The following is a 22,825-nucleotide window of genomic DNA, read 5'->3' on the forward strand; positions in this document are numbered from 1 at the left end:
CGGCGTCCCGACGAGTATGCAGATCGGGTCGCGTCGCTGTCTCGTCAACCCCCACAGCGGAACCGGCGATCACGCCGACCGCGTCCGTCGGTCGATGGAGGCGCGCGGCTTCGCCGTCGCCGAGACCGAGGGCGCCGCCCACACCGTCGAGTTGGCCCGGGAGGCCGGCGAGGTCGGCGCCTCGACGCTCGCCGTCTGCGGCGGCGACGGCACGATCAACGACGCGCTCCGGGGGCTGTACCGCGCGGACGCCCTCGGCGACGTGACGCTGTCGGTGTTGCCGGCGGGGACGGCGAACCTCCTCGCCGGGACCCTCGGGATCGAGTCGCTGGACCACGGGATCGAGCTGTCTGACACCGGCGAGGCCCGCGCGCTCGACGTGGGCGTCGCCGAGGGGGGCGACGGCGAGTCGGCCGAGCCGTTCCTCGTCTCCTGTATCGCCGGGCTGCCCGCGGACGCGAGCACCGCGACCCCCGACGAGTTGAAGGGGCGGTTCGGCACGCTCGCGTTCCTGCTCACGGGCGCCCGGGAGACGATGGCGTTCGACGGGCTCGACGTGCGCGTCGAGTCGCCGACGCGGTCGTGGACGGGCGAGGCCACCTGCGTCCTCGTCGGCAACGCCCGGAAGTTCGTCGAGGAGGGCGGACAGGCCGACATGGAGGACGGCCGGTTCGACGTGGTCGTCGTCGAACGGATGCCGCCGCAGGCGCTGGCGTTCGAGGCCGCGGTCCACCGCCTGCTGGGCGAGGGGACGGAGGGCGTCACCCACTTCCGCGCGGGCGAACTCCACGTCGCCAGCGACGACCCGATCACGTTCAGCCGCGACGGCGAGGTCGCGACCCACGAGCGACTGGACTTCCGCGTGCTCCCGTCGGCGCTCTCGGTCCGCGTCGGCGACGCGTACGACCCGGATCCGAACCGGGATCGAAACGGCGGGTGAACGCCCCGGTTCGCCGGGCTTTTCTCCGACTCGCCGCTCCGGCGAGTCGATGGGATCGGACGGAGGGTCGGTCGCCGGCGACGATCCGGCTGAACCGGACGGTGACTCGGCCGAACGGGGCGGCGGTTCGACCGTACGGGACGGCGGTTCGACCGTACGGGACGGCGGTTCGACCGCTCCGGACGGCGACGGCGAGCTCGACCCGGCGGAGGCGCGGCTCTCGGACGCGCTCGAACGGGTTGCCCACGGCGCGGTCGTCTCCACACCGAGCATCCTCGCCCAGCGCGGGCTGACGCTGGCGTTCACCGCGCTGTTGACGAACACGTTCGCCGCCGGGCCGTACGGGCTGTTCGCGCTCGCGCGGCGGCTCTCGCGGTTCCTCCGCCGGCTCGCGCTCGGCTTCGGCGGCGGGCTCAGCCGCTTTCTCCCGACCGTCGACGACCCGGCCGAGCGGGACGCGCTCGCGACGTTCGCGGCCGCGCTGGTCGTCGGCGTCTCGGTCGTCTTCGGCGCGGGGCTGTTCCTGGGCGCTCCCGCCATCGCCGCGTTCACCGGGAAGGGGCCGCCGTTCCCGCTGTACCTCCGGGCGTTCGGCGCGGGGCTGCCGCTCACCGTCTCGCTGTTCGTCGTCGCGCGGGTGCTGCGCGCCACCGAGGAGGTGACCGCGCTGAACGCGTTCCAGCGCGCCGCGTTCCCGCTGGTCCAGTTGGCCGTCGGCGTCGCCGGCGCGGTCGTCGTGAGCGACCTCGCAGGCGTCGCCGTGGGGCTGCCCGTGGCGATGGGCGCGCTCGGGCTCGTCGGGGCGGGGTGGCTCGCGCGCTCGCGGGGGTTCCGGCCGCGCGTCCGTGTGCCCGACGCCGCGGCGATCCGGCGCCGATACGTCGGGTATACGACGCCGCTGTTCCTGAGCGGCTTCGCGACGACGACCCAGCGCCTGGGCTTCTACCCGCTGATCGCCGTGTTCCTGTCGGGCACCGCCGGCGGCGTGTTCGCCGTCGGCGTCCTCGTCGGGAGCCTCGTCCGGCTCCCCCTGATGGCGATCAACCAGTTCATCCCGCCCGTCGCCGCGGCGCTCAACGACGACGACCACTCGATGGCGCTCTCGCGGCTGTATCACGTCACCAGCCGGCTCGTGCTCGTCGGCGTCGTCGGGCTGTCGGTGCCGACGGTCGTGCACCGCGAGGCGGTGATGGCGCTGTTCGGCCCGACGTTCGTACGGTACGCGCCGCTGCTTCCCGGCTTCGTGTTCGCGCAGGTGCTGGCGTGTGCGGCCGGCAGCGTCGGCATCCTCCTGCGGATGACTGACCACCAGCGGGCGTTGCTGGTGGTCAACACCGCGATCACGCTGTTCCTCGCGGTCACGGCGATCCCGCTCACCGTCGAGTTCGGGTTGCCGGGGGTGGTCGCCAGCTACCTCCTCATGCTCGGCGTCAACAACGGGCTGGAGGTGGCGGTGCTGTACCGCGTCGAGGGGCTCCAGCCGTTCACCCACGCGCACGGCAAGCCCCTCCTGGCGGCGGTCCCGTTCGCGGCCGTCGCGCTCGCGGCGAGGGGGCTGCTCCCTCGCGGTCCCGCGGCGGTCGCCGGCACGCTCCTCGGGCTCGCGACGTACGCCGCCGTCTTGCGCGTCCTCGGGTTCTCGCCGGTCGAGCGCCGGCTGCTCGCGACGCTGGTCGGGCGCTACCGGCGTGCGCTGGCGGCGCTTCGAAGCCGCGTCGGCCCCACCCGGCGGTAGGTATTCGGATCCCCCCGCCGACGTGGCGGTATGGCCGACGCATCCCCCGACGCCGACGACGCGATGCCCGCCGGACCCGCCCGCGCCGACCCGCCCTTCGACGCGCCCGACCTCTCGGGGTCGACGGCGTTCGTCACCGGGACGACCCGCGGCATCGGCAAGCGGATCGCGCTCACGCTGGCCGAACACGGCTGCAACGTCGTCTCGACGGGCAAGACCGCCGAACCCGGCGGCGAGCTGCCGGGGACGATCCACAAGACGGCCGAGCAGTGCGAGGAGCGCGGCGTCGACGCCCACGCGATCCAGTTGGACGTGCGCGACCCCGAGGCCGTCGAGGCGGCCGTCGAGGAGGCGATCGACGAGTTCGGCGAGATCGACATCGTGATCAACAACGCCAGCGCGATCCAGCTGGCGAACGTCGCGGACCTCCCCGCCAATCGCTTCGACCTGCTCACTGACGTGAACGTCCGCGGCACCTACCTCGTCTCGCGGGCGTTCCTCCCGCACCTCCGCGAGCAGGAGGGCGGGTGGATCCTCACGAACGCGCCCCCGGTGACGATGGACCGCGCGCCCGGCAAGGCCGCCTACGCGTGGTCGAAGCTCGGGATGTCGTTCATCACCCTCTCGCTGGCTGAGGAGCTGGCGGCCGACGACATCGGCTGCAACACGTTCTGGCCGGTGACCGCCGTCGACACCCGGGCGACGCGCTACTTCGGGCTCGGCACCGAGGACGACTGGCGAACCCCGCACGTGCTCGCCGACGCCGTGCTCTCGATCCTCGCGCGCGACCCGGCCAAGTACACCGGCCACTCGGCGTACGACGAGGACCTGTTGCGTGCGGCGGGCGCGAGCGACGCCGACCTCTCGGCGTACAACCTCACCGAGGGGGATCCGGCGCCAACGTCCGCGCGGATGTTCGCCCCGGAGTACACCCGCAAGTGAGGCGCCCGACGGCGGTGCTCGTCCGCCCGGGCGACGCCAACGCCCCGACCGCGCTCGTCCCCGCGACTTCCGACACCGCCGGAACCGGCACCGAGTACTTCCCCCCGCGGCGACGACCGTTGCCCGTGCGACTCTCTACAGCCGTGCTGTTGATCGGCGTCGGACTGTTCGTGCTTCCGTTCCCGGGAACGTTCATCGGCGGCGGCCTCGTGCTCGTCGCCGGCGCGGGACTGCGCTACCTCGGAGTGTGATCCCCGTCAGGTGACGCCGCCATCGCGGGGCTCGTACTCGCGGTGGGCATCCGACTCGACGATCGCTTCGATCGTTTCGACCACGCGCCAGACGTCCTCGTATCGGGTGTACAGCGGCGCGGGGCAGACGCGGACGACGTTCGGCGGGCGGAAGTCGACGATCACCCCGCGGTCGCGCAGCGCCTCGCTCAGGCGGTAGCCCTCGGGATGTTCGATCGCGACGTGACCGCCCCGGCGAGTGTGCTCGCGGGGCGTCCCTACCGAGAAGTCGTCGCCGAGGCGGTCCTCGACCAGGTCGATCAGGAGGTCCGTGAGCGCGAGCGACTTCTCGCGCACCGCGTCGATGCCGGCCTCGCGGATCAGTTCCGTCGCGCCCTCGATCGGCGCCGACGACAGCATCGGGACGGTTCCGATCTGCCACGCGCCCGCCGTGTCGGCCTGGTCGTAGGTGTGGCGCATCTCGAACTGCGTCGACTTGTCGTTGCCCCACCAGCCGGCGAGCGCGGGCGTGGTGCCGTGGTGGCGCTCGTGGACGTACAGCCCCGCGGTCGCCCCGGGGCCGGCGTTGAGGTACTTGTACGAGCACCACACCGCGAAGTCGGCGCCCGTCCCGAGCGCGGCGCCGTCGGCCGTCCCGTCGTCGACGCCGCCGGCGCCCGCGTTCCGAAGGTCGTGGTCGACGACGCCGAGCGAGTGAGCGCAGTCGAAGCCCGCGAGCGCGCCGTGCTCGTGGGCCGCCGCGGAGATCCGGTCGATATCGAGCAGTTGGCCCGAGCGGTAGAGGACGGAGGGCATGAACACGATCCCGATATCGTCGCGCTCGCGGAGAGCAGCCTCGATGTCCGCCTCGTCGATCGTGCGGCCGTCGCGCGACTCGACGCCCACGAGCCCCTCGTCGGGATCGATCCCCCGCTGGCGGAACTGCGCGCGGACGGCGTAGTGGTCCGTCGGGAAGTCGAGGTCGTTGACGAGCACCGCCGGCGGGTCGGCGGTGGGATCCGGCCCGGCGGGCGTGCCGGGGAGCGTGTCGAGGAACGTCCCGATCAGGGTGTGGATGTTGACGGTGGTCGAGTTGGCGACGACGACCTCGGACTCGCGGGCGCCGACCAGCGGCGCGAGCAGGTCGCCGAGGTGCTCGCCGTAGTGGAACCAGTCCGGGTCGGCGGCCTCCCACCCGCGGATCGCCAGCCGCTTCCACTCGTCGACGACGCGGTCCAGCGTCGCCAGCGCGGTGTCGGGCGCGAGCCCCAGCGAGTTGCCGTCCATGTAGCGCTCGTCCTCGGGGACCGAGAAGTGGTCGCGGTACGCGCGGAGGGGGTCGGCGGCGTCGCGCTCGCGGGCGTCCGCGAGCGAGGGGGCGGGGCCGGCGTCCGTGTCGGTCATGGACTCGGGTTCGGGTGGGGACAGTTAGGCGTTGGCGTCGCCGGCGACCGCGACTCCCGTCCGCGTCGACGCCGAATCGACAGCCGGACGCGTCGTCCGCATCGGCAGGGATTCTTGTCGGCCCCCGCCGTTCGGGGTCGCATGACCGACTCCGCCGACGGGGACGCACGCCCCGAGCGACTCGCCGACCTCGACCCGGAACTCCGCGAGGTCGTCGCCGAGATCGAGGCGCTGGGCGTCCCGCCGTGGCACGCCCTCTCCGTCGAGAGCGCCCGACGCATCGAGGACGAGCTGTTCGGCGGCGACGGCGCCGACGGCGCCGACGATGGGGGCGCCGACCCGGACCCCGACCGCGGCTCCGCCGACCGGGTCGCCTCGACGCTCGATCTGGCGATCGACGGGCCCGCCGGCGATCGCCTCCCACTGCGCGTGTACCGCCCCGAGGGACGGCCCGCACCGACGCTCGTCTTCTTCCACGGCGGCGGCTGGTGTCTCGGCACGCTCGACTCCGCGGACGACCTCGCGCGCCGGCTGTGTCGCCGCGTCGGCGCCGTCGTCGTCTCGGTGGACTACCGCCTGGCGCCCGAGCATCCCTTCCCCGCCGCCGTCGACGACGCGATCCGCGCGCTCCGGTGGACCCGCGACCACGCTGCCGGGTTCGGCGGGAACGGCGTCGTCGGCGTCGCCGGATCCTCCGCGGGCGGCAACCTCGCGGCCGCGGCCGCGCTGGCGACTCCCGACGGCGAGACCCCCGCAGTCCAGACGCTGTTGTACCCGATCACGGACCGCGACTTCGCCACCGACTCCTACGAGGCGAACGCCGACGGCCCGCTGTTGACGCGCGCGGACATGCGGCGGTTCTGGCGGGAGTACCTCCGGTCGGACGTGGACGCCGCCAACCCGTACGCTGCGCCGCTGCGGGCCCCGGAGGCGGATCTCGCGGCGACCGCCCCCGCGGTCGTCGTCACCGGCGAGCGCGACCCCCTGCGCGAGGACGGCGCCGCCTACGTCGCCCGGCTCTCGAACGCCGGCGTCGACGTGGATCATCTGGACTACGAGGGGATGTGTCACGGCTTCCTGTCGTTCGCCGACCGGGTCGCCGCCGCCGACGCGGCGTTCGACGACCTCGCGGCGGCGACGCGCGAGCGGCTGACGGCCGCCGCCGACGGGGAGTGACCGTAGGTCGAAGGTCGGGAGATCAGTCCGTCCCCGAGAGCCGCTCGTAGGCCGCCCAAGACGCGTCCTCCGCGGGCGGCTCGACGCGCTCGCCGTCGACGAACACGCCGGAGCCCTCGCGCACGTCGCCGACGACGCCGACGGGCGTGGATCGCGATTCCACCGCGTCGACGACGCGGTCGACGGCCGCGGGGTCGACGGCGAGCAGGAGCGTCCCCGAGGTGGTACACGACCACGGGTCGAGATCGAGCGCCTCACAGGTCGCCACCGCGGCAGCGTTCGTCGGCACCGGCGCCGAGTCCACGTCGATCCGGACGCGGCCGGCCTCGGACACCTCACACAGCGCGCCGCGGAGGCCGCCCTCCGTCGCGTCGTGCATCGCGGTGACGCTGGCGTCCGCCGACGATCCCTCGCCGCTCCGTCCGGCCTCAGCGGCCGCGAGCGCGTCGCGGACGACACTCGTCTCGTCGAGCAGTGCGGCCGCGTCGTCGATCGTCGCCTCGTCGAGCCCCCGGTCGGCGAGCGCGTCGGGGTACAGCGAGGCGAACAGCCCCGCCGTCTCGATGCCCGGGCCCTTCGTCACGAGCAGGCGGTCGCCCGGGCGGGCGCCGTCCGGGCGGATCACGTCGTCGTGGTCGCCGACGCCGAGCACCGTCGCGGCGCCGACCCACGGGAGCGACGCGCCGGGGTAGCGGGCGGTGTGGCCCGTCGGGATGGCGACGCCCAGCGCCTCGCACTCGGCGGCGACGGCGGCCCAGAACGCGGCGAACTCGTCGTCCGACACGTCGCTCGGGAGCGCGAAGGAGGGGCAAAAGTGGGTGGGCGCGACCCCGGAGACGGCCACGTCGCCGAGGGCGAACGAGAGCGCGAAGCGACCGGCGCGCTCGTAGCCCAGATCCGGCAGCAGCGAGATGGGGTCGGTCGCGGTCACGACCGCGCGGTCGGCCACGTCGACGACGCCGAAGTCGACGCCGTGGGTCGGCCCGAGGCGCACGTCCTCGCGGGCGGCGCCGAGGTTGGGCCGCACCACCGACTCGAAGGCGTCGCGGTCGACCTTCCCCCGTCGGGGCGCACGGTCGTCGGTCATGGATCGACGTGCGCCCGGGCGCCCCAAAGCGGTTGCGTCACCGCGACGGGCCGGGGACTGGTCGGGCGCAAGGGTGGGAACGGGGTCGGGGACGGGAGCCGTCCGAGGGCCGGGTCAGAACCGCGGGGCCATCGGGTGATCGACCTCGTGTTCCGTCCGGGCGGCGGGCGACTCCATCGTCGCCTCGCGGCCGTCGGGCCAGCGGACGGTGACGCGCTCGGGCGTCTCCTCGCCCAGACCGAAGTGCGCGACCGGCTCCATCTGACAGAGATAGCCCGAGCCGGCACAGACGACCTTCGTCCGCGTCCACGAGGCCGTCTCGACGGTGACGGCGGCGCCACGGGCGGGCGCCCCGTACTGCGTCGTCGGGCGGACGCGGATCCAGTCGTTCTCGGCGGCGCCGTCGACGGCGTACAGCGAGAGCGGCTGGGCGGCGAGTTCGCCGTGGACGACGAGCAGTTCGAGCGCGCCGTCGCCGTCGAAGTCCGCCACGGCGGCGCCGGTGCCGAGGCCGCGCGGCTCCGTTGCGTCGCCGGGGTCGACCGCGGTCCAGCCCGCGCGACCCTTCCGGAACAGGCGGTTCGTGGCGCCCAGCGCGTTGCAGAACAGCTCCTCGCGGCCGTCGTTGTCGAAGTCGGCGGCGACGAGCGTCCGCGTGCGGGTCGGCGCCGCGAACGCGGGCGGCGCGGCGTCGGTGAACGTCCTGCGGGAGGCACCGCCGTCCGCGTGGGCGGGGCCCGCTGGCGACGAGTTCGGAACGAACAGCCGGCTCGGGGTCTCCCAGCCGCCGACCGCGAGGTCGCCGTCGGCCATCGTGACCCCGCGGGTGTTGGTCCGCGGCGCCGAGAGCCCCACGTCGCCGGCGACCTCCTCGAAGTGGCCCGAAGCGTTTCTGAACAGCCGGTTCGGGCCGCGCTCGACGCCGACGAAGAGGTCCATCCGGTCGCTCACGATCGGGCCGGCGTACAGCGATCGCGCGCCGGCGTCCAGCTCGAGGCCGACCGCCTCGCACATGTCCGAGAGTTCGCCGTCGTCGCCCAACTCGTAGAAGCGTGAAGGGGCGCCGTAGCAGGCGACGAAGACGCCGTAGCGGCCGGTGCCGTAGCGGTCGAGCGCGGCGACCGAGCGGCCGGCCCGGAAGTTGCCGCGGTCGGCGTTGACCGCGAGGCCGAACAGGTCGCGCCAGCGCACGTCGTCGTGGTCCGGGAGGACGTCGACGGGGTCGAGCAGGAGGTCGGTGTCCCGGGTTTCCCCCTCGTACGACTCGGTGTTGTGGACGTAGATCTCCTCGGCGCCGTCGGCGTCGAGGTCGGCGGCGACGGCGCCGATCGCGTGTCGTCCCTCGTCGGCGACGGCGGGGGTGGCCACGTCGCGGAGCGCGCCGTCGCGCCACGTGAGCAGACGGTTCCCCGGCCCGTAGCCGGTCACGAGCGCGCACGGCCCGCTCACGCCCGGCGTGACGGCGACCCCGTAGCCGCGGTGGGGCGTGTCGTCGGCGATGGCGTCGGACCGGTCCGCGAACACGCGGACCTCTCGGAGACCGGGGTACAAGAGGGCTCGGTTCCGCCCCCCGAGGAACAACGCTTTTCGGACGCCGGGGCGAACCCGGACTCATGGCAGACGAAGACCCGGAAGACGCGGGATCGGACGCGAACGAGGGCGCGGACGGGGACGACGGCGAGGAGAAGTCCTTCCGCGAGCGGGTCGAGGAGATCCGCGAGCGACGCGAACAGGAGCGCGAGGAGGGCGAGGGCGGCGCACCCTCCCCCGAGGAGATGATGGGCGGCGGCGGGGGCGGCCCCGGCGGCATGGGCGGCGGCAACCCCTTCGCGCAGATGATGGGCGGCATGATGGGCGGCGGCGGCGGTCCCGGCGGCATGGGCGGGGGGATGGGCGGCGGCCCCGGCGGTCCCGGCGGACGCGGCGCCGAGGAGGAGTCGGCCGGCAACGAGGAGCTCGTGCGCGAGGTGCGCCAGCTCCGCGACGAGGTCCGCGACGCGACGCGGCAGCTCCAGCGGATCGCGCAGGCGCTGGAAGACTAGCGAGGCACGAGGGAGCGAGCGAAGCGAGCGACCGAGTGCCTCGGCCGAACGGCGTTCACAGATCGCTTCGCGATCTGTGCGCTCACGAGACCGCAGGTCTCGTGAACGGCGAGGTCTGTGGGCCGAGCCGCGGATAAATCAGGGGGCCGAGCGCTGTGCGGTCGGACGGATCGAGACCGCGGGCCGACCACCAACTCCTTACTCGGTCACGGCGTCGTACACCTCCGCCAGTCGGTCGACCGCGTGCTCGACGCTCGTCTCCTCGCGGCGGTCGAGACACGCGGCCGACAGCGACGCGCGCTCGGCGAGGGTGCGGTCGATGGCGTCGGCGAAGGCGGCGGTGTCGCCGCGGGGGTAGTGATGGCCCGTCTCGCCGTCGACGACCGTGTCTGCGAGCGCGCCCGCGTTGACGCCGACGACCGGCGTCCCGCAGGCGTTGGCCTCCAGCGCGACGAGTCCCTGCGTCTCGACGGGCGAGGGGAACAGGAAGGCGTCGAGGCCGGCGTACAGCGCGGGCAGATCCTCGCGCGGCAGGAAGCCGAGGAAGCGCGCGTCGACGCCGGCCTCCTCGCAGGCGCGCTCGACGGCGTCGCGGGCGGGGCCGTCGCCGCCGAACACGAGCGTCGCGTCGGCGTCGGCGGCCGCGACCGCCGGCGGGATCTCGGTCAGCTCCTTCTCGAAGCCGTGGCGGCCGGTGTAGCCGACGAGGGGGCCGTCGGCCGGGTCCGGGAGGTCGTATTCGGCGCGGAAGTCGGCGAGCGTGTCGTCGTCCGGCCGTGCGAAGAAGTCGGTGTCGACGCCGTTGGGGACGACCTCGACGGGCGTGTGGACGCCGATGTCGCGGAGGTGCTCGCCGGCGGGCTCGCTGGGAACGACGACCGCCGCGGCGGCGTTCATGTACCGCCGTTCGTAGCGGCGGGCGGCGCCCTCGACGACGGCGGCGGCCGGGCCGGCCGCGAGGTAGTCGGCGTACTCGGCGGTCGGGGTGTGATAGGAGGCGACCAGCGGCGCGTCGATCCGTCGCGCGAGGTACCACCCCGAGAGGCCGAGCGCGAAGGGCGTGTGCGCGTGGACCACGTCCGCGTCGCGGACGGCGTCGGGGACGCCCGGCAGGCCCATCCGGAACCCGTCGTAGAAGGGGAAGCCGACGCTTCGGGTGGTGTACTCGCCGTCCGCGGGGTCGTGTCCCGGCGCGCTGGGGAACACCACGTCCATTCGGCCGCCGCGCGTGCGCCACTCCTCGCGCCACGACTCCAGCGTGTAGGTGACGCCGTTCACCGTCGGCAGGTACGTGTCGGTGAACGCGGCGACGGTCTGCATTCGTCCGCCGTTTCCGGAGCGAGGGGTAATGCCTTGCGTCTTCGTCTTCGGCTCGCCTACCGCGACTCGACCAACTGCTCGTACGTCTCGACCAGTTCCTCGCCGACGCGCTCCAGCGAGTGCTCGGCGGCCGTCTCGCGGGCGTTCTCGCCGAGTCGCTCCCGGAGGTCGGGGTCGTCGGCGAGGCGGTTCAGGGCCTCGACCATCTCCGTGCGGGAGTCACACAGCAGGCAGTCGTGCCCGTCCTCGAAGTACTCGCGAAACACGGGGATGTCCCGGAGGACGCACGGCTTGCCGCAGGCCATCGCCTCCAGCACGACGATGCCCTGGTTCTCCTCCTTCGTCGGGAAGAAGAACACGTCGCCGGCGCCGAACGCGCCGGGCTTGTCGTCGACCCAGCCGGTGAAGGTGACGTTCTCGGGCGGATCGTTCGTCCACCGCTTCACCGTCGGCGACGCCTGCGGCCCGGAGTCGACGGTGCCGAACCACGCGAAGTCGTGGTCGGTGCGCTCGGCCACCTCACAGAAGGCGGTCAGGCCCTTGCGCTCGAAGACCGAGCCGACCGCGAACATCACGACGCCGTCCAGGTCGAACCGCTCGCGGTACTCCGCTCGGTAGGCCTCGTGGTCGGCGACCGAGTCGCGGTCGATGCCGTTGGAGACCGCGTGGATCGGCGCGTCGACGGGGTATTCGAGCAGTCGACGCTTCGTGTATTCCGAGGGCGTGAGCACCAGGTCAGCCTGCGAGTAGAACCACCGGAGATACCGCCGGAGCGCTGGCGCGATCGCGTTCGACCCGCGGAAGCTCTCGCGGAAGTCCTCGCTCGTGACGTGACAGTGGAGCACCAGCGGCGTGTCCGTCACTTTCGCGTACCGCGCGAGCGCGACGCTCGCGGGGCCGATGAGGTTCAGGTGGATCACGTCCACGTCTGCGAGCGGCGAGCGGCCGGCGAGGGCACCGCGGAGGGCGGCGCGGGGGCTGCCGTCGGCCCACGGCGAGGTGACGACCTCCACGTCCGCGCCAGCGGCGCGGGCGCGCTCCAGCGCCTCGACCTGCTGGTCGTGTGCGGTGCCGATGCCCGCGCGGTCGAGCTGGGAGTCGAGTTCGAGGTAGTCGAGGACGCGCACGGTCGGGTGGCTCCGGGTTCGGCGGGTCGGGGTTTGAGCGTGCTGGATCCGGGTCGGCCGGTCCGTGCTGGGATCCGATCCCAGCCAGGGCTCGACACGCCGGGCGAACCCTAAACAGCCGGCGCCGAACAGTCCCGATATGGACCTCGTCGAAGCCACCGCAGCTGACCTCGACGCGCTCGTCGACCGCTGGTACGACCTCGCGAACGCGATGGAGGGCCACTCCGAGCTGAACGAACTCGTCTACGCGGACGCCGACCAGGTTCCGGACGACGGGTTCCGGGCCCACCTCGACGACGAACAGGTCACGGACTACCTCGTCGTTGACGACGCCGAGACGATCGGCTTTCTCACCCTCCGGGAGGGCCGACACCCGTCGCGTCGGTACTCGCGATACCTCCGGATCGAGAACGTCGCCATCGACGAGGAGCACCGGGGGCAAGGCCACGGTACGGCAGTCGTCGAGTGCGTGAAGGAGATCGCCCGCGAGCGCGGGTGCGATCACCTCAAAGTCGCCTGCGAATGGGGGAACGAGGGCGCACGGCGGTTCTACCGCGACGCCGGCTTCCGGCCGAAACAGGTCGACTACGCGCAGCCGATAGAGTGAGTCGAGAGACGTAGCGCGTCCTCCCGCGCGCTCGGCCCCGTATCCGTTTGTGCCGTTCGTTCATCCGGGTTCGCGCCGTTCGATCCGGCGGATTCCCGCTTCCGCAACGCTTGAGCCCCGACGCACGAACCGACACCCGTTCACGTGACGAAGCGCCTCTTCACCGCCCTCTGCGGGCTCGTCTTTCTCGTCAACTTCGGCCGGGTCGCCTTCGCGCCGCTTGTCCCCGAGTTCCAGCAGGACCTCGGGATCTCGGCGGCCGCGGTCGGCTCGGTCACGACGCTCGTGTGGATCGGCACCGCGGCCCCGCGGATCCCGATCGGGTGGGTGCTCACGAGGGTCGCCCGCGAGCGGGTCGTCCTCGCGACCGGGCTCGCGCTGTCGGCCGCGGCGGCGCTCACCGCCACGGCCGACTCGCTGCTGGCGCTCCGGATCGGCGCGTTCGCGGTCGGGCTCGCCACCGGCGGCTACTTCGTCGCCGCGATCCCCCTCATCGGCGCGCTGTACCCCGAGCGGACCGGGCGGGCCGTCGGGGTCCACGGCACCGCGAGCCAGGTCGCGAGCGTCGTCGCCCCGGCGCTCGCGCTCGCGGCGATCGCCCGCGTCGGCGACTGGCGCGCGGTGTTCTGGCTGCTCGCGGGCGGGGCGCTCGTCGTCACGGTCGCCCTCTTCGCGGTCGTCCGGGCCCGCGGCGGGGTCGAGCCCGAGGGCGACGCTGCCGCGACCGACGGGGACGGCGTCGCCGACGCGGAGCCGCGGAGCTTCCTCGCGGCGCTGTCGCACTGGCGGATCGTGCTCGCGGGGATGTCGCTGGTCGCCGTCGCGGGCTTCGCCTGGCAGGGCGTGTTCAACTTCTACGTGAGCTACCTGCTCTCGAAGGGGCTGACGCCGGCGAACGCGAACCTGCTGCTCACCGTCGCGTTCGCCGCCGGCGTGCCGGCGTTCTGGCTCGGCGGCCGGCTCGCCGACCGGCTCCCGAAGGTGCCGTACCTGCTCGCGCTCAACGCGGCGTTCGTCGCGTCGCTGGTGGCGCTCACGTACGCCGGGTCGCTGGCGGCGTTCGCCGTCGTCTCGGCGGCCCTCGGCTACGCCGCACACGCGCTGTTCCCCGCCGTCGACACGTACATGCTGTCGACGCTGCCGGCGGCCGACCGCGCCAGCGCGTACGCCGTCTTCTCGGGCGCGTCGCTGCTGTTCGAGGCGAACGGCTCCGGCGTCGTGGGCGCGCTCACCGACGCCGGCGTCGCGTTCGACCGGGTGTTCCGGCTGTTCGCCGTCGCGGTCGCGGCGGTGCTCGTGCTCGCGGCGCTGTTGTACGTCCTCGGCCGGTTCCCCGCCCCGCTCGGATCCACCCGACGGCAACCGGACGGTCGGTGATCGGGGGCGGTGACCGTCACCGGTGAGCGAAGGTCGGCGATGCTCTCCGATGATCGACGCCCAGCGCCCGTCTCGGGTGACCGACGGTCGGCGATCGGCCGTCGGCGAGTGACAGTCGGTCGCCGGGCGGCGGCGTTTCCCGTCGATCCGACGGAACTGGACCGAAACGTTTTGGTCTTCTATGATGAACTCCCCCGTATGTCAGGCACGCTCCCGTCGAACGCGGACGACCCGGACGGGTCCGACGGGGCCGACGGGTCGGACGGGGCCGACCGTGCACCGGAGGACGCGAGCGGTGCACGGGCCGACGGGGGGGCCGCCGAATCCGACGCCGTGTCGACGCCGCGACCGCCCGCGTCCGGGGGGACGGGATCGTCGGCGACGACCGACATCGACCCGTCGGCTGCGGATCTCGACGCCGTCGAGCGCGACGACGAACGCGGTGACGACGCCGATACCGACGACGCCGACGACGAGAGCGTCCGGATCTGCTGGCTCGACGACGACGGCGCCGACGATCTCATCGGCGCGCTCGCCCCGGAGACGGCCAGGACGATCCTCGGGTCGGTTCACGAGGAACCGAAGACGGCCTCCGAACTGGCCGACGCGGCCGACACCTCCGTCCAGAACGTCCGCCACCACGTCTCGAAGCTCGTCGACGCCGGGCTGGTCGAGGCCACGGACACGCGCTACTCCGTCAAGGGACGGGAGATGACCGTGTACGGCCCGGCCGACGACCGCGTCGTCGTCGCCGTCGGCGGCGAGTCCGAGCGCTCCTCGCTGCTGGACTCGCTTCGCGGGCTCTTGGGCGCGGTCGCGGTGCTCGCGGGCGCGAGCCTCCTCGTCCAGTCGCTGTTCGGCGCGTCGGTCGCGACGCTGTCGGGACCGGAGACGGTGCCGCGGATCGGCGACGCCGTCGGGGGGTCCGCCGGCGCGGCGCTCGGAACGCTCTCGCCGGGCGTCGCGTTCCTCGCCGGCGGGCTCCTCGTGCTCGCGACGCTCGTGGCCGCCGACCGAGTCCGGGACAGGTGACGACCGTGGGTCGAACGGCGGCGCTTCTGACGGTCGTTATCGTCGTCGCGAGCGCCGGTACCGGCCTCGTCGGCGCCGACGTGACCCACGGAAGCACCGCCTTCGTCGGCGGGAACGCCATCCCGGGGTACGGCGATCTCGATCGGATCACCGACGGATCGGGGTCGTCGCCGGCGACCGGGTCGCCGTCGGACCGCGAGGAACTCGAACGGCGGTCCTCCGGCTCGGTCGAGGCCCCGGTCGACGACGGCACCGTTCGCGTCGGCGTCATCGGGAGCAGCTTCGGCGACGACGCGGCTGTCGACGGGCGGGTGGTCGCCCGCTCGCGCGCCGGCACCGCTCGGGTCGGCTTGGTTCCGGGCGGTCGCGACGCCGGCGGCCACGACACCGCCGTGGCGAGCGTCGTCGCACAACGCGCCCCGGAATCGTCGCTGTATCTCGCCTCGGTCGGGTACGAGCCGACGCCGGCGGAGTACGCACGCGCGGTGGACTGGCTCGTGGACCGCGAGGTAGACGTGATCGTGGACGCGGGGAGCTACTACCCGCGAACGGCCGAGGGGATGGACCGGATCGCCGGCGCCGCCGAGCGCGCGACGGACGACGGAACCGTCTTCGTCACCTCCGGCGGAAACACCGCACAGCGGCACTGGCGCGGCGCGGCGACCGAGCCGGGATGGCTTGCGTTCGACGACGACGGCACGCAGGGCAACCGCCTCGGCGACGGGGCGATCTCGGGTGCGGTGACGCTGCGGCTGTACTGGACCGGGTCGGGCGACTACGACCTGTACCTGTACCGCGACGTGGCCGACGGCCCCGACGAGGTCGTCGCGAAGTCGACCCGCGAGTCGGGCCGGGCGGAGGCGTTCGACGCGGTGCTGCCCCGCGGCTCCTACTACGTCGCCGTGGACGTCCGTGACCCCGGCGACGGCCACGTGGACCTGTTCGCCGCGCGCCATCGGCTCGCCCACTCCGCCGCCAACGGGAGCACGGTCGCGCCCGCGACCGCCGGCACCGACGGCGTCATCTCCGTCGGGGCGGTCAGGGCGGACGGCCGGCTGGCGGCGTACTCCCCGGCCGACACCGACGTGCGAGCGGCGGGGACGGTCACCCTCCCCGACGGGACAACCCTCCGCGGGACCTCGGCGGCCGCGCCGGCCGTCGCCGGCGTCGTCGCCGAGATGACCGCCGCCGCCGGCGAGGACGAACTCACGCCCGCGGAGGCCGAGCGGCTGCTCCGCGAGACCGCCGTCGACGGTCGGATCGACCCCGGATCCGCCGTCGCCGCCGCGAGCGCCGGGAACCGGACGGGCGACGACGCGAGCACGGCCGACGGGTCGTGGGTGAATCGCGGTCCGTAACCGACTCCACGACCGCCGCGCGCCGAAACGGTTAGGACGCCACGCCGCCGTGGCGAACCCGTGCGAGACCCAGGCGGCGCCGCGATCGCCCGGCGCGTCGAGGAGTACTGGGGGTGGGCGGCGGCCGCGCTGTTTCTCCTCGTGACCGTCGACCTCCTGACGACGATGTACGCCGCGGCCGTCGTCGGAACCGAGGCGGAGGCGAACCCGCTGACGCGGTGGGCGCTGGGGGAGCCCCTCCCCGTGCTCGTCGGCGTCAACCTCGGTGCCGTCGTGCTCGCGGCGGTCGTCTTTCGCGGACTGATGGAGACCTACCGGATGACGCCGGCGCGCGTCCGGCCGTACTACGGCCTGCTCATCGAGACGTGGCTCGGGCTGCTCGTCGCGGCCGGGCTCGCGGTGTTCGCGAACAACCTCTCGGTGATCGTGCTCGGCGAGAGCCTGCTGTGACGGTCGCCGCGGCGACGAGGAGGTCTGCGGTCGGCGGCGGTCGGTTCGGCGTGCCGGGCTGAAGGTTCAAGTACGAAAGCGGGACCATCGACGGACTGAAACCCGTGGAAACCGCCGACTACACCGTGACCGAGGCGACGGACGAGCCGTGGCGAACCGTGTTCGGGCACCCCGACCCCTACCCCGAGCAGGCGGACGGGATCGAGGCGGCCCGCGCCGTCGCCGACGACGGAGGATACCTCGCGCTGGAGGGGGCATGCGGCACCGGGAAGACGATGCTGGCGCTGACCGCCGGCATCGACCTGGTGCGCGACCCCGACAGCGACTACGAGCGCGTGCTCGTGCTCACGAGCGTCAAACAACAGCTTCGCCAGTTCGAGGCGGACCTCCGCACGATCAACGAGGGACTCCCCGACGACTGGCGCCCCGTCTCCGGGATGACGCTCGTCGGCAAGGCCGACGTGTGCCCGTACGCCCGCGAGAACCGCGGTGGCGTCGACACGACGAACGTGTACGAGCGCTGCGAGGGGCTGCGCGAGCGCACCCGGGACCTCGTCGGCGACGCCGACGGCGGCGAGACCACCGCCGGCGCGCTCGCCGAGCAGGCCCGCCGCGCACAGACCGGCCTCGCCGACACCGGCGAGGACGGCGCCGCATACCTCGAAACCGCGGGCGAGCCGACGCCGTACCTCCCCGAGATGCCCGAACACGGGGGGACCGCGACGCGCGAGGGCGTCGAGTACTGCCCCTTCTACGCGCAGTATCTCGACGACCTCCCGGAGGACGGCGACGCCGCGGAGGCGGTGCCGTTCGACTTCGCCGAGCGGGGACTCATCGACGCCGAGGAGCTGGTCCGCCTGTCGGCGGGCCACGGCACCTGCCCGCACTCGATGATGGGGGCGATCCTCCCGCAGGTCGAGGTCGTCGTCGGCAACTACTACCACGCGTTCGACCCGACGACGGTCGGCGGGTTCACCGGCGCGCTCGTCAACGACTCCACCTTCGTCGTCTGCGACGAGGCGCACATGCTCGAACCGCGGGTCCGCGACCTCGTCTCCGACGGCGTCGCCGACGCGAGCCTCCGCGACGCCGAGAACGAGCTGACGCGCGTCATCCAGCCGGTGCAGTTCGAGGACTCGGGCCGGCGCGTCGAGGGGACGACCGACGCCGACCTCGTGCGCGGCGAGCTGGCCGACGCCGAGGTGAGCCTCGACGAGGTGACGCTCCTGCTGGAGTTCGTACGCGACCTCCGCGAGGAGCTGGACCGCCGCGTCGAGGACTTCCTCGACGCCGAGCGCCGCGGCTGGCGCGACGACCCCACGGACCTCGACGACGAGGAGATCCCGCTGCGCGATCCGGAGGAGCCAGGCGTCGACGAGGTCACCGAATGGGCCCGCGACGCCGGCTACGGCGAGCAGGTGTGGGCCAGGGCCGAGCAGGTCGGCGCCGTCGCCGCACGGATCCTGGACGAGGCGGAGGACGAGGACCGCCAGCGCGCCGTGCCCGGGGTCGGCCGGACGCTCAACGCCTGGTACCGCTGCGATCACGAGACGTACTTCCGGGAACTGGAGCTGACGCGCACGTGGGACGAGACCGAGGCGCCCGACTCCTGGCGCCGAGCGTACAACGCCCGGCTCGCGTTACACAACTGCGTGCCCGCCGACGCCATCGGCGAGCGCCTCGCCGACTTCGGCGGGGGCGTGCTCATGTCGGCGACGCTCGCGCCCCTCGACGTGTTCCGGGAGGTGACGGGGCTCAACTACCTCGAATCGGAGGGGCGCCCCGTCGAGGAGCGGACCTACGGCCTCGGGTTCCCGGAGGAGAATCGGGCGTCGTTCGCGGTCGACGTGCCGAAGTTCACGTTCTCCAACCGCGGTCCCCCAGGCGAGAGCAACGAGACCCGCCGCGCGCACGCCGACGCCGCCGCCGAGGTCGCCGCGACCACGCCCGGGAACGTCCTCGTCGGGATGCCCAGCTACGGCGAGGCCGAGTGGATGGCCGGCGAATTGGACGCCGACGGCCGGATCGACAAGGAGGTCCTCATCGACGAGTCGAGCGACGACACCGCGACCGAGGCGCTCAAGGCGGACTTCTTCGACGGCGACGCGAAGGTGCTGGTGACGAGCATCCGGGGCACGCTCACCGAGGGGGTCGACTACGAGGGCGACCGCCTCGCGGCGGCGGTGATCTGCGGCGTCCCGATCATCAACACGTCGTCGCCGCGGACGCGCGCGGTGAAGACGGCCTACGACCGCGAGTTCGGCGATGGGTTCGAGACCGCGCTGACGGTGCCGGCGGTTCGGAAGGCCCGGCAGGCGATCGGCCGGGTGATCCGAGGGCCCGAGGAGGTCGGCGTCCGCTGTCTGGTCGACGCGCGCTACGCCCGCCAGTCGTGGAACGCGGTGCGGGAGTATCTGCCCGAGTACGAGCGCGAGGAGTTCCGGCCGGTGAGCCCGGACATGCTGCGCTTCGGGCTGGAGCGGTTCTGGGACGAACATCGGTAGTCGCTGCGGTTGAGACGGGCAGTTCCGACGCTGCAGTCATGGATTCGTAGCCGACCGCGAAAGCCCCCGGCGTTCTGCGCTCGCGCGACTCGCTGTGCTCCTCGTCGGTCGGCTTCGCCTCCCTCCTGCGGTGCTTGCTTCGTCATCAGAACGCGTAGCGTTCTGATTGGCTCACGAGAGCTTCGCTCTCGTGAACGTCGGGCTTCGCGCAGAACGCCGGCCCCTTTCAGTCCCACCCGCCGGTTGTTCGGGCGGGCGGTGCGACTCGGACACCTGCTCGTACTGCTCCGAGGTGTCGGGATCCGCCGCTCCGATCCATATCGCCCCTCAGCGACGCGCGACGAGGACGAACGTGTCGGTCCGCGTCTCGGCGCGCTCGACGGTGAAGCCGGCGTCCTCGAAGGCGCCGGCTGCGTCGCCGACGCCGAAGCGCTCGTCGCGGGGCGGCCCGGCGTCGCCGGGGCCGTCGGCGGTCCAGTCGACCGTGACGACGCGGCCGCCGGGGCGGACGACCCGCGCGAGCTCCGCCAGCGACTCGTCGCTCGCGTACTCGTGGTACGTCATGGTCGAGAACGCGGCATCGAGCGCGTTCTCGGCGAGCGGGAGGTCGTCGACGCCGGCGGTGACGGTCTCGACGTTCTCCGGGATCCCCTTCTCGACGTACAGGTCGTGCATCTCCGACTGCACGTCGACGGCGTAGCAGGTGCCGACGTGCGCCGCGACCACGTCGGTGTAGAAGCCGGTGCCGGAGCCGAGATCGGCGACCGTCGCGTCCGCGGGGACCGCCAGCGCGGCGAGCAGTTCCTCGCCCGAGCAGTAGCGGAACCGATCCGGGTCCTCCAGTTTGTCCGCACGGTCGACGTCGAACGTGTGAAATCCCATCGCCATCCGGTAGGAACCGGGGGGTAAAGACCCCCGGAGGTTTTGTCGTCCCGGAGACAGGGGGCCTGCATGCACGTCCGCGACGCCGATCGCGACGACGCCGAGGCGATCGTGTCGATCGCGCGGGCGTCCTGGCACGCCGCCTACGGCGGGTTCCTCTCCGAGGGCGAGATCGACGCCACGGTCGACGAGTGGTACGCCCCGGAGACGCTCCGTCGACACATCGCCGCCGCCGGCGCGTTCCTCGTCTCGGAGGCGGACTCGAACGACGGAGCTGACGGGGAGGGCGGAGCGGACGGATACGACGCCGGGAGGCTTCTGGGGTTCGCACACGTCCGGTACGCCCCCGAGGTCGGGAACGTCGTCATCCGGCGCATCTACGTCCACCCGGACGCGTGGGGCGGAGGGATCGGCACCGCCCTCCTGGGCGCGGTCGCGCGGCGGTTCGCCGACGACCACGAGCAGCTCTCGACTGTCGTGTTCGCCGAGAACGAGGTCGGCCTGTCGTTTTACGAGCGACACGGGTTCGAGATGATCGGACAGCAGACGACCGCGTTCGGCGGCGAGGAACACGACGAGCGGATCGTCGTGGCCGACCTCGACGACCTCGCGGAGCTCGCCCCGGGGGCGGAGGCGAGCACCGCGGAGCGAACGGACGGGACGAACGGGCCGGACTGACGACGGCGGACCGACGGGGTCGGATCGAACCGCCCGACCGGGACGCGGTCGGTCGCCCCGAGAGGATTAAGACGATCCGCGGACCACTTGTTCGCATGGCAGAACGTATCCGTCGCCCCCGGGCGCGCGTCTGCGAGCGGTGCGGCCGCGAGGAGCGCTTCGACGACGCGACCGGGAGCTGGGTCGTCGCCGACGACGCCGTCGGCGCGGTGTACTGCATCCACGAGTGGGACATCAACGGCTCGTTCGTCCCGTTCGAGGACGGCGCAAGCGAGGCGTAGACCCCGGGTCGCGCCGCTGATCGACGCCGCGGCGACGACGTGCCGACGGGGTCAGCCGCTCGCCCGTTCGACCAGTTCAGCGAGCACCGCCATCGTGCCGTCCATGAACCCGTCGTCGAGTACGGAGTCCGCGGCGTCCTTCGCGACCTCGTCTGCGTTCGCGAGCGCGTAGCTCTCGCCGGCGACCGCGAACGTCGAGGCGTCGTTCATCGAGTCGCCGACGGCGACGAACGCCGCGGGGTCGCGGTCGAGGATCGACGCCGCCTCCCGGAGCCCCCGTCCCTTGCTCACGTCCGGATCCGTGAGGTGGTAGGCGTACCCCGTGTCGAGAAACCGCAGGTCGAACTCCTCGGCGACCTCCCGGAGCAGCGCCTCGTCGGCGGTGACGCGGGCGGCGACCTCCGTCTCGCGCCAGCGGTTCACGGTGTCGGCGTCGCCCCAGCCCAACTCCCCGCCCCGTTCGCGGAAGGCGTCGACCGCCGCGGCGACCCGCTCGGCGTCGCCCTCGATGCGCACCCGCTCGTCGACGCAGACGACGCCGCCGTTTTCGGCGATCACCCGCTCGGGGACGCCGGCGAAGTGGCACAACGCGATCGGGTACGGGAACGACTTCCCCGTCGCGAGCACGACCGGCGCGGGCCACTCGGGCAGCACCCTGAACACGCGGGGGTCTATCGTGTGCTCGGGCGTCGTCAGCGTCCCGTCGATGTCGAGCGCCAGCGGCGGGAGGTCCGCGTCCCCGGGGATCTCGAGGCTCGCGGGGGCGTCACTCGTCATTGGCTGGTGAAGGGGGTGCGGGAGAAAAGGGGCGTCGGTCCGGCGGACCGCGGCGACTTAGCGCATCCCCGGCGGCGGGCCGTCGTCGCCGAGGTCGTCGTCGCCGGTGTCGACGTCGAGCCCCATCTCCTCACGGCGTTCGCGAAGGGCGTCGATCTGTCTGCGGTAGTACAGCAGGCCGCCCCCGCCGACGATCGCGAGGAGGGCGAACACCGCCCCGAAGATCCGGATGTCCTGCGGGAGATAGAACTGGACGATCACCGACTCGGTCTGCACGTCGTCCCAGCGGATGTGGAGCCGGTTCCCGTCGTCGATCGAGGTGGTCGCCCCGCCGGGGTTCACGTCGCCGAACACCGGCAGGGACGTGCGGCGGTTCGGCGGGAGGACGACCTCGTAGGAGCCCTCCACGTACGTCGGGAGCGCGAACCGCTTGGGCGTCGAGCCGGCGGTGACGGCGATCCGGTCGCCCTCGACGTCGCCCTCGCCGGGGAAGTCGATGCGGACCACGTCGCGGGTCTGCTCGACGGCGCCGCGCTCGGCCAGCTCCGACCCGGTGATCACGGTCCCGTTGGGGTACCGGTAGCGCACCGCCCGCACGTCCAGCGGGTTCGTGCCGCCGAGGCCGTCGCGGCGGTACAGCTCGATCTGACTCCCGTTGACGGCGTACACCGCCGAGAACGTCGCGTTGTCGTGGATCGTGATGTGGGCGTCCAGGTCGGACTCGACGCTCGCGTTCCAGTCGTACTCGCCGCCCGCGGGCGATCGATCGAGGCGCTCCTCGGAGACGGAGCCGCCGCCGAGGACGCCGAGACAGCCCGACAGCGCGAGCATGCCGACCAGCGCCGCGAGCGCGAGGAGTCGTCGCCGGCGCGGCAT

The 22,825-nt window shown here is 73.0% G+C and carries 22 protein-coding genes; 14 read left to right on the plus strand and 8 right to left on the minus strand.

Annotated features, from left to right (window positions below; translation table 11 throughout):
- Positions 1–16: 16 nt before the first annotated feature.
- The 4 genes from K6T50_RS05025 to K6T50_RS05040 all read left to right on the plus strand — a co-directional run bounded on the left by K6T50_RS05025 (position 17) and on the right by K6T50_RS05040 (position 3,868).
- Positions 17–940 carry a diacylglycerol/lipid kinase family protein gene (locus K6T50_RS05025; protein WP_222608307.1) on the plus strand — a complete coding sequence of 308 codons (924 nt, stop codon included), beginning with the start codon at positions 17–19 and terminating at the stop codon, positions 938–940.
- 49 nt (positions 941–989) lie between these two features.
- Positions 990–2,675, plus strand: coding sequence for a lipopolysaccharide biosynthesis protein (locus K6T50_RS05030; RefSeq protein ID WP_222608308.1), 1,686 nt, complete (start codon positions 990–992; stop codon positions 2,673–2,675).
- Between the two features lie 63 nt (positions 2,676–2,738).
- Positions 2,739–3,617, plus strand: coding sequence for an SDR family oxidoreductase (locus tag K6T50_RS05035; RefSeq protein ID WP_222608829.1), 879 nt, complete (start codon positions 2,739–2,741; stop codon positions 3,615–3,617).
- Entirely contained in the window at positions 3,614–3,868 is a 255-nt protein-coding gene (locus K6T50_RS05040) for a hypothetical protein (protein WP_222608309.1), read from the plus strand. The genes K6T50_RS05035 and K6T50_RS05040 overlap by 4 nt, the downstream gene beginning before the upstream one ends.
- Positions 3,869–3,874: 6 nt before the next feature.
- On the opposite strand, the gene kynU is transcribed toward K6T50_RS05040, so the two are convergent.
- Positions 3,875–5,251 carry a kynureninase gene (gene kynU / locus K6T50_RS05045; RefSeq protein ID WP_222608310.1) on the minus strand — a complete coding sequence of 459 codons (1,377 nt, stop codon included), beginning with the start codon at positions 5,249–5,251 and terminating at the stop codon, positions 3,875–3,877.
- Positions 5,252–5,392: 141 nt separating this feature from the next.
- On the opposite strand from kynU, the gene K6T50_RS05050 reads away from it, so the two are divergent.
- Positions 5,393–6,427, plus strand: a complete 1,035-nt coding sequence (locus tag K6T50_RS05050; RefSeq protein WP_222608311.1) for an alpha/beta hydrolase — start codon at positions 5,393–5,395, stop codon at positions 6,425–6,427.
- 22 nt (positions 6,428–6,449) lie between these two features.
- On the opposite strand, the gene K6T50_RS05055 is transcribed toward K6T50_RS05050, so the two are convergent.
- Both K6T50_RS05055 and K6T50_RS05060 read right to left on the minus strand, forming a co-directional pair.
- Entirely contained in the window at positions 6,450–7,514 is a 1,065-nt protein-coding gene (locus tag K6T50_RS05055) for an AIR synthase-related protein (RefSeq protein ID WP_222608312.1), read from the minus strand.
- A gap of 114 nt (positions 7,515–7,628) precedes the next feature.
- Positions 7,629–9,038 (minus strand): CRTAC1 family protein, encoded by a 1,410-nt coding sequence (locus K6T50_RS05060; RefSeq protein ID WP_222608313.1) that lies wholly within the window; start codon positions 9,036–9,038, stop codon positions 7,629–7,631.
- Between the two features lie 89 nt (positions 9,039–9,127).
- Between K6T50_RS05060 and K6T50_RS05065 the strand changes: the two genes are divergently transcribed.
- The gene (locus K6T50_RS05065; RefSeq protein WP_222608314.1) at positions 9,128–9,556 is read left to right on the plus strand and encodes a hypothetical protein; all 429 of its coding nucleotides are present in this window, start codon (positions 9,128–9,130) and stop codon (positions 9,554–9,556) included.
- A 198-nt stretch (positions 9,557–9,754) separates the two neighbouring features.
- On the opposite strand, the gene K6T50_RS05070 is transcribed toward K6T50_RS05065, so the two are convergent.
- Entirely contained in the window at positions 9,755–10,876 is a 1,122-nt protein-coding gene (locus tag K6T50_RS05070; RefSeq protein WP_222608315.1) for a glycosyltransferase, read from the minus strand.
- A 56-nt stretch (positions 10,877–10,932) separates the two neighbouring features.
- The gene (locus K6T50_RS05075; protein WP_222608316.1) at positions 10,933–12,003 is read right to left on the minus strand and encodes a glycosyltransferase family 4 protein; all 1,071 of its coding nucleotides are present in this window, start codon (positions 12,001–12,003) and stop codon (positions 10,933–10,935) included.
- A gap of 139 nt (positions 12,004–12,142) precedes the next feature.
- Here K6T50_RS05075 and K6T50_RS05080 point away from each other — a divergent pair, with 139 nt between their 5' ends.
- From K6T50_RS05080 to K6T50_RS05105, 6 genes are all read left to right on the plus strand, one after another.
- The gene (locus tag K6T50_RS05080; protein WP_222608317.1) at positions 12,143–12,610 is read left to right on the plus strand and encodes a GNAT family N-acetyltransferase; all 468 of its coding nucleotides are present in this window, start codon (positions 12,143–12,145) and stop codon (positions 12,608–12,610) included.
- A 144-nt stretch (positions 12,611–12,754) separates the two neighbouring features.
- Entirely contained in the window at positions 12,755–13,987 is a 1,233-nt protein-coding gene (locus K6T50_RS05085) for an MFS transporter (RefSeq protein ID WP_222608318.1), read from the plus strand.
- Between the two features lie 198 nt (positions 13,988–14,185).
- Entirely contained in the window at positions 14,186–15,019 is an 834-nt protein-coding gene (locus K6T50_RS05090) for a winged helix-turn-helix domain-containing protein (protein WP_222608319.1), read from the plus strand.
- Positions 15,016–16,377 (plus strand): S8 family serine peptidase, encoded by a 1,362-nt coding sequence (locus tag K6T50_RS05095; protein WP_222608320.1) that lies wholly within the window; start codon positions 15,016–15,018, stop codon positions 16,375–16,377. Before K6T50_RS05090 ends, K6T50_RS05095 begins: the two co-directional genes overlap by 4 nt.
- Before the next feature lie 60 nt (positions 16,378–16,437).
- The gene (locus K6T50_RS05100) at positions 16,438–16,827 is read left to right on the plus strand and encodes a hypothetical protein (RefSeq protein WP_222608321.1); all 390 of its coding nucleotides are present in this window, start codon (positions 16,438–16,440) and stop codon (positions 16,825–16,827) included.
- Positions 16,828–16,931: 104 nt separating this feature from the next.
- Complete coding sequence (locus tag K6T50_RS05105) at positions 16,932–19,331, plus strand: ATP-dependent DNA helicase (RefSeq protein ID WP_225935376.1); 2,400 nt, start codon at positions 16,932–16,934, stop codon at positions 19,329–19,331.
- A gap of 327 nt (positions 19,332–19,658) precedes the next feature.
- On the opposite strand, the gene K6T50_RS05110 is transcribed toward K6T50_RS05105, so the two are convergent.
- Positions 19,659–20,213, minus strand: a complete 555-nt coding sequence (locus tag K6T50_RS05110; RefSeq protein WP_222608322.1) for a class I SAM-dependent methyltransferase — start codon at positions 20,211–20,213, stop codon at positions 19,659–19,661.
- 69 nt (positions 20,214–20,282) lie between these two features.
- Between K6T50_RS05110 and K6T50_RS05115 the strand changes: the two genes are divergently transcribed.
- Positions 20,283–20,891, plus strand: a complete 609-nt coding sequence (locus K6T50_RS05115; protein ID WP_222608323.1) for a GNAT family N-acetyltransferase — start codon at positions 20,283–20,285, stop codon at positions 20,889–20,891.
- A 95-nt stretch (positions 20,892–20,986) separates the two neighbouring features.
- Positions 20,987–21,172 (plus strand): HEWD family protein, encoded by a 186-nt coding sequence (locus tag K6T50_RS05120; protein ID WP_222608324.1) that lies wholly within the window; start codon positions 20,987–20,989, stop codon positions 21,170–21,172.
- A gap of 51 nt (positions 21,173–21,223) precedes the next feature.
- On the opposite strand, the gene K6T50_RS05125 is transcribed toward K6T50_RS05120, so the two are convergent.
- Positions 21,224–21,949 (minus strand): HAD-IIB family hydrolase, encoded by a 726-nt coding sequence (locus K6T50_RS05125; protein WP_222608325.1) that lies wholly within the window; start codon positions 21,947–21,949, stop codon positions 21,224–21,226.
- A gap of 57 nt (positions 21,950–22,006) precedes the next feature.
- Positions 22,007–22,825 carry a DUF5803 family protein gene (locus K6T50_RS05130; RefSeq protein ID WP_222608326.1) on the minus strand — a complete coding sequence of 273 codons (819 nt, stop codon included), beginning with the start codon at positions 22,823–22,825 and terminating at the stop codon, positions 22,007–22,009.

Source organism: Halobaculum magnesiiphilum (assembly GCF_019823105.1).
In the GTDB taxonomy this organism is placed as follows: Archaea; Halobacteriota; Halobacteria; order Halobacteriales; family Haloferacaceae; genus Halobaculum; species Halobaculum magnesiiphilum.

What these genes read in the sequence shown, in the direction of transcription:
- K6T50_RS05025 (WP_222608307.1), top strand. Translation starts at nt 17, where the DNA reads ATGCAGATCGGGTCGCGTCGCTGTCTCGTCAACCCCCACAGCGGAACC.
- K6T50_RS05030 (WP_222608308.1), top strand. Translation starts at nt 990, where the DNA reads ATGGGATCGGACGGAGGGTCGGTCGCCGGCGACGATCCGGCTGAACCG.
- K6T50_RS05035 (WP_222608829.1), top strand. Translation starts at nt 2,739, where the DNA reads ATGCCCGCCGGACCCGCCCGCGCCGACCCGCCCTTCGACGCGCCCGAC.
- kynU (WP_222608310.1), bottom strand. Translation starts at nt 5,251, where the DNA reads ATGACCGACACGGACGCCGGCCCCGCCCCCTCGCTCGCGGACGCCCGC.
- K6T50_RS05050 (WP_222608311.1), top strand. Translation starts at nt 5,393, where the DNA reads ATGACCGACTCCGCCGACGGGGACGCACGCCCCGAGCGACTCGCCGAC.
- K6T50_RS05055 (WP_222608312.1), bottom strand. Translation starts at nt 7,514, where the DNA reads ATGACCGACGACCGTGCGCCCCGACGGGGGAAGGTCGACCGCGACGCC.
- K6T50_RS05065 (WP_222608314.1), top strand. Translation starts at nt 9,128, where the DNA reads ATGGCAGACGAAGACCCGGAAGACGCGGGATCGGACGCGAACGAGGGC.
- K6T50_RS05070 (WP_222608315.1), bottom strand. Translation starts at nt 10,876, where the DNA reads ATGCAGACCGTCGCCGCGTTCACCGACACGTACCTGCCGACGGTGAAC.
- K6T50_RS05080 (WP_222608317.1), top strand. Translation starts at nt 12,143, where the DNA reads ATGGACCTCGTCGAAGCCACCGCAGCTGACCTCGACGCGCTCGTCGAC.
- K6T50_RS05090 (WP_222608319.1), top strand. Translation starts at nt 14,186, where the DNA reads ATGTCAGGCACGCTCCCGTCGAACGCGGACGACCCGGACGGGTCCGAC.
- K6T50_RS05110 (WP_222608322.1), bottom strand. Translation starts at nt 20,213, where the DNA reads ATGGGATTTCACACGTTCGACGTCGACCGTGCGGACAAACTGGAGGAC.
- K6T50_RS05115 (WP_222608323.1), top strand. Translation starts at nt 20,283, where the DNA reads ATGCACGTCCGCGACGCCGATCGCGACGACGCCGAGGCGATCGTGTCG.
- K6T50_RS05120 (WP_222608324.1), top strand. Translation starts at nt 20,987, where the DNA reads ATGGCAGAACGTATCCGTCGCCCCCGGGCGCGCGTCTGCGAGCGGTGC.
- K6T50_RS05125 (WP_222608325.1), bottom strand. Translation starts at nt 21,949, where the DNA reads ATGACGAGTGACGCCCCCGCGAGCCTCGAGATCCCCGGGGACGCGGAC.
- K6T50_RS05130 (WP_222608326.1), bottom strand. Translation starts at nt 22,825, where the DNA reads ATGCCGCGCCGGCGACGACTCCTCGCGCTCGCGGCGCTGGTCGGCATG.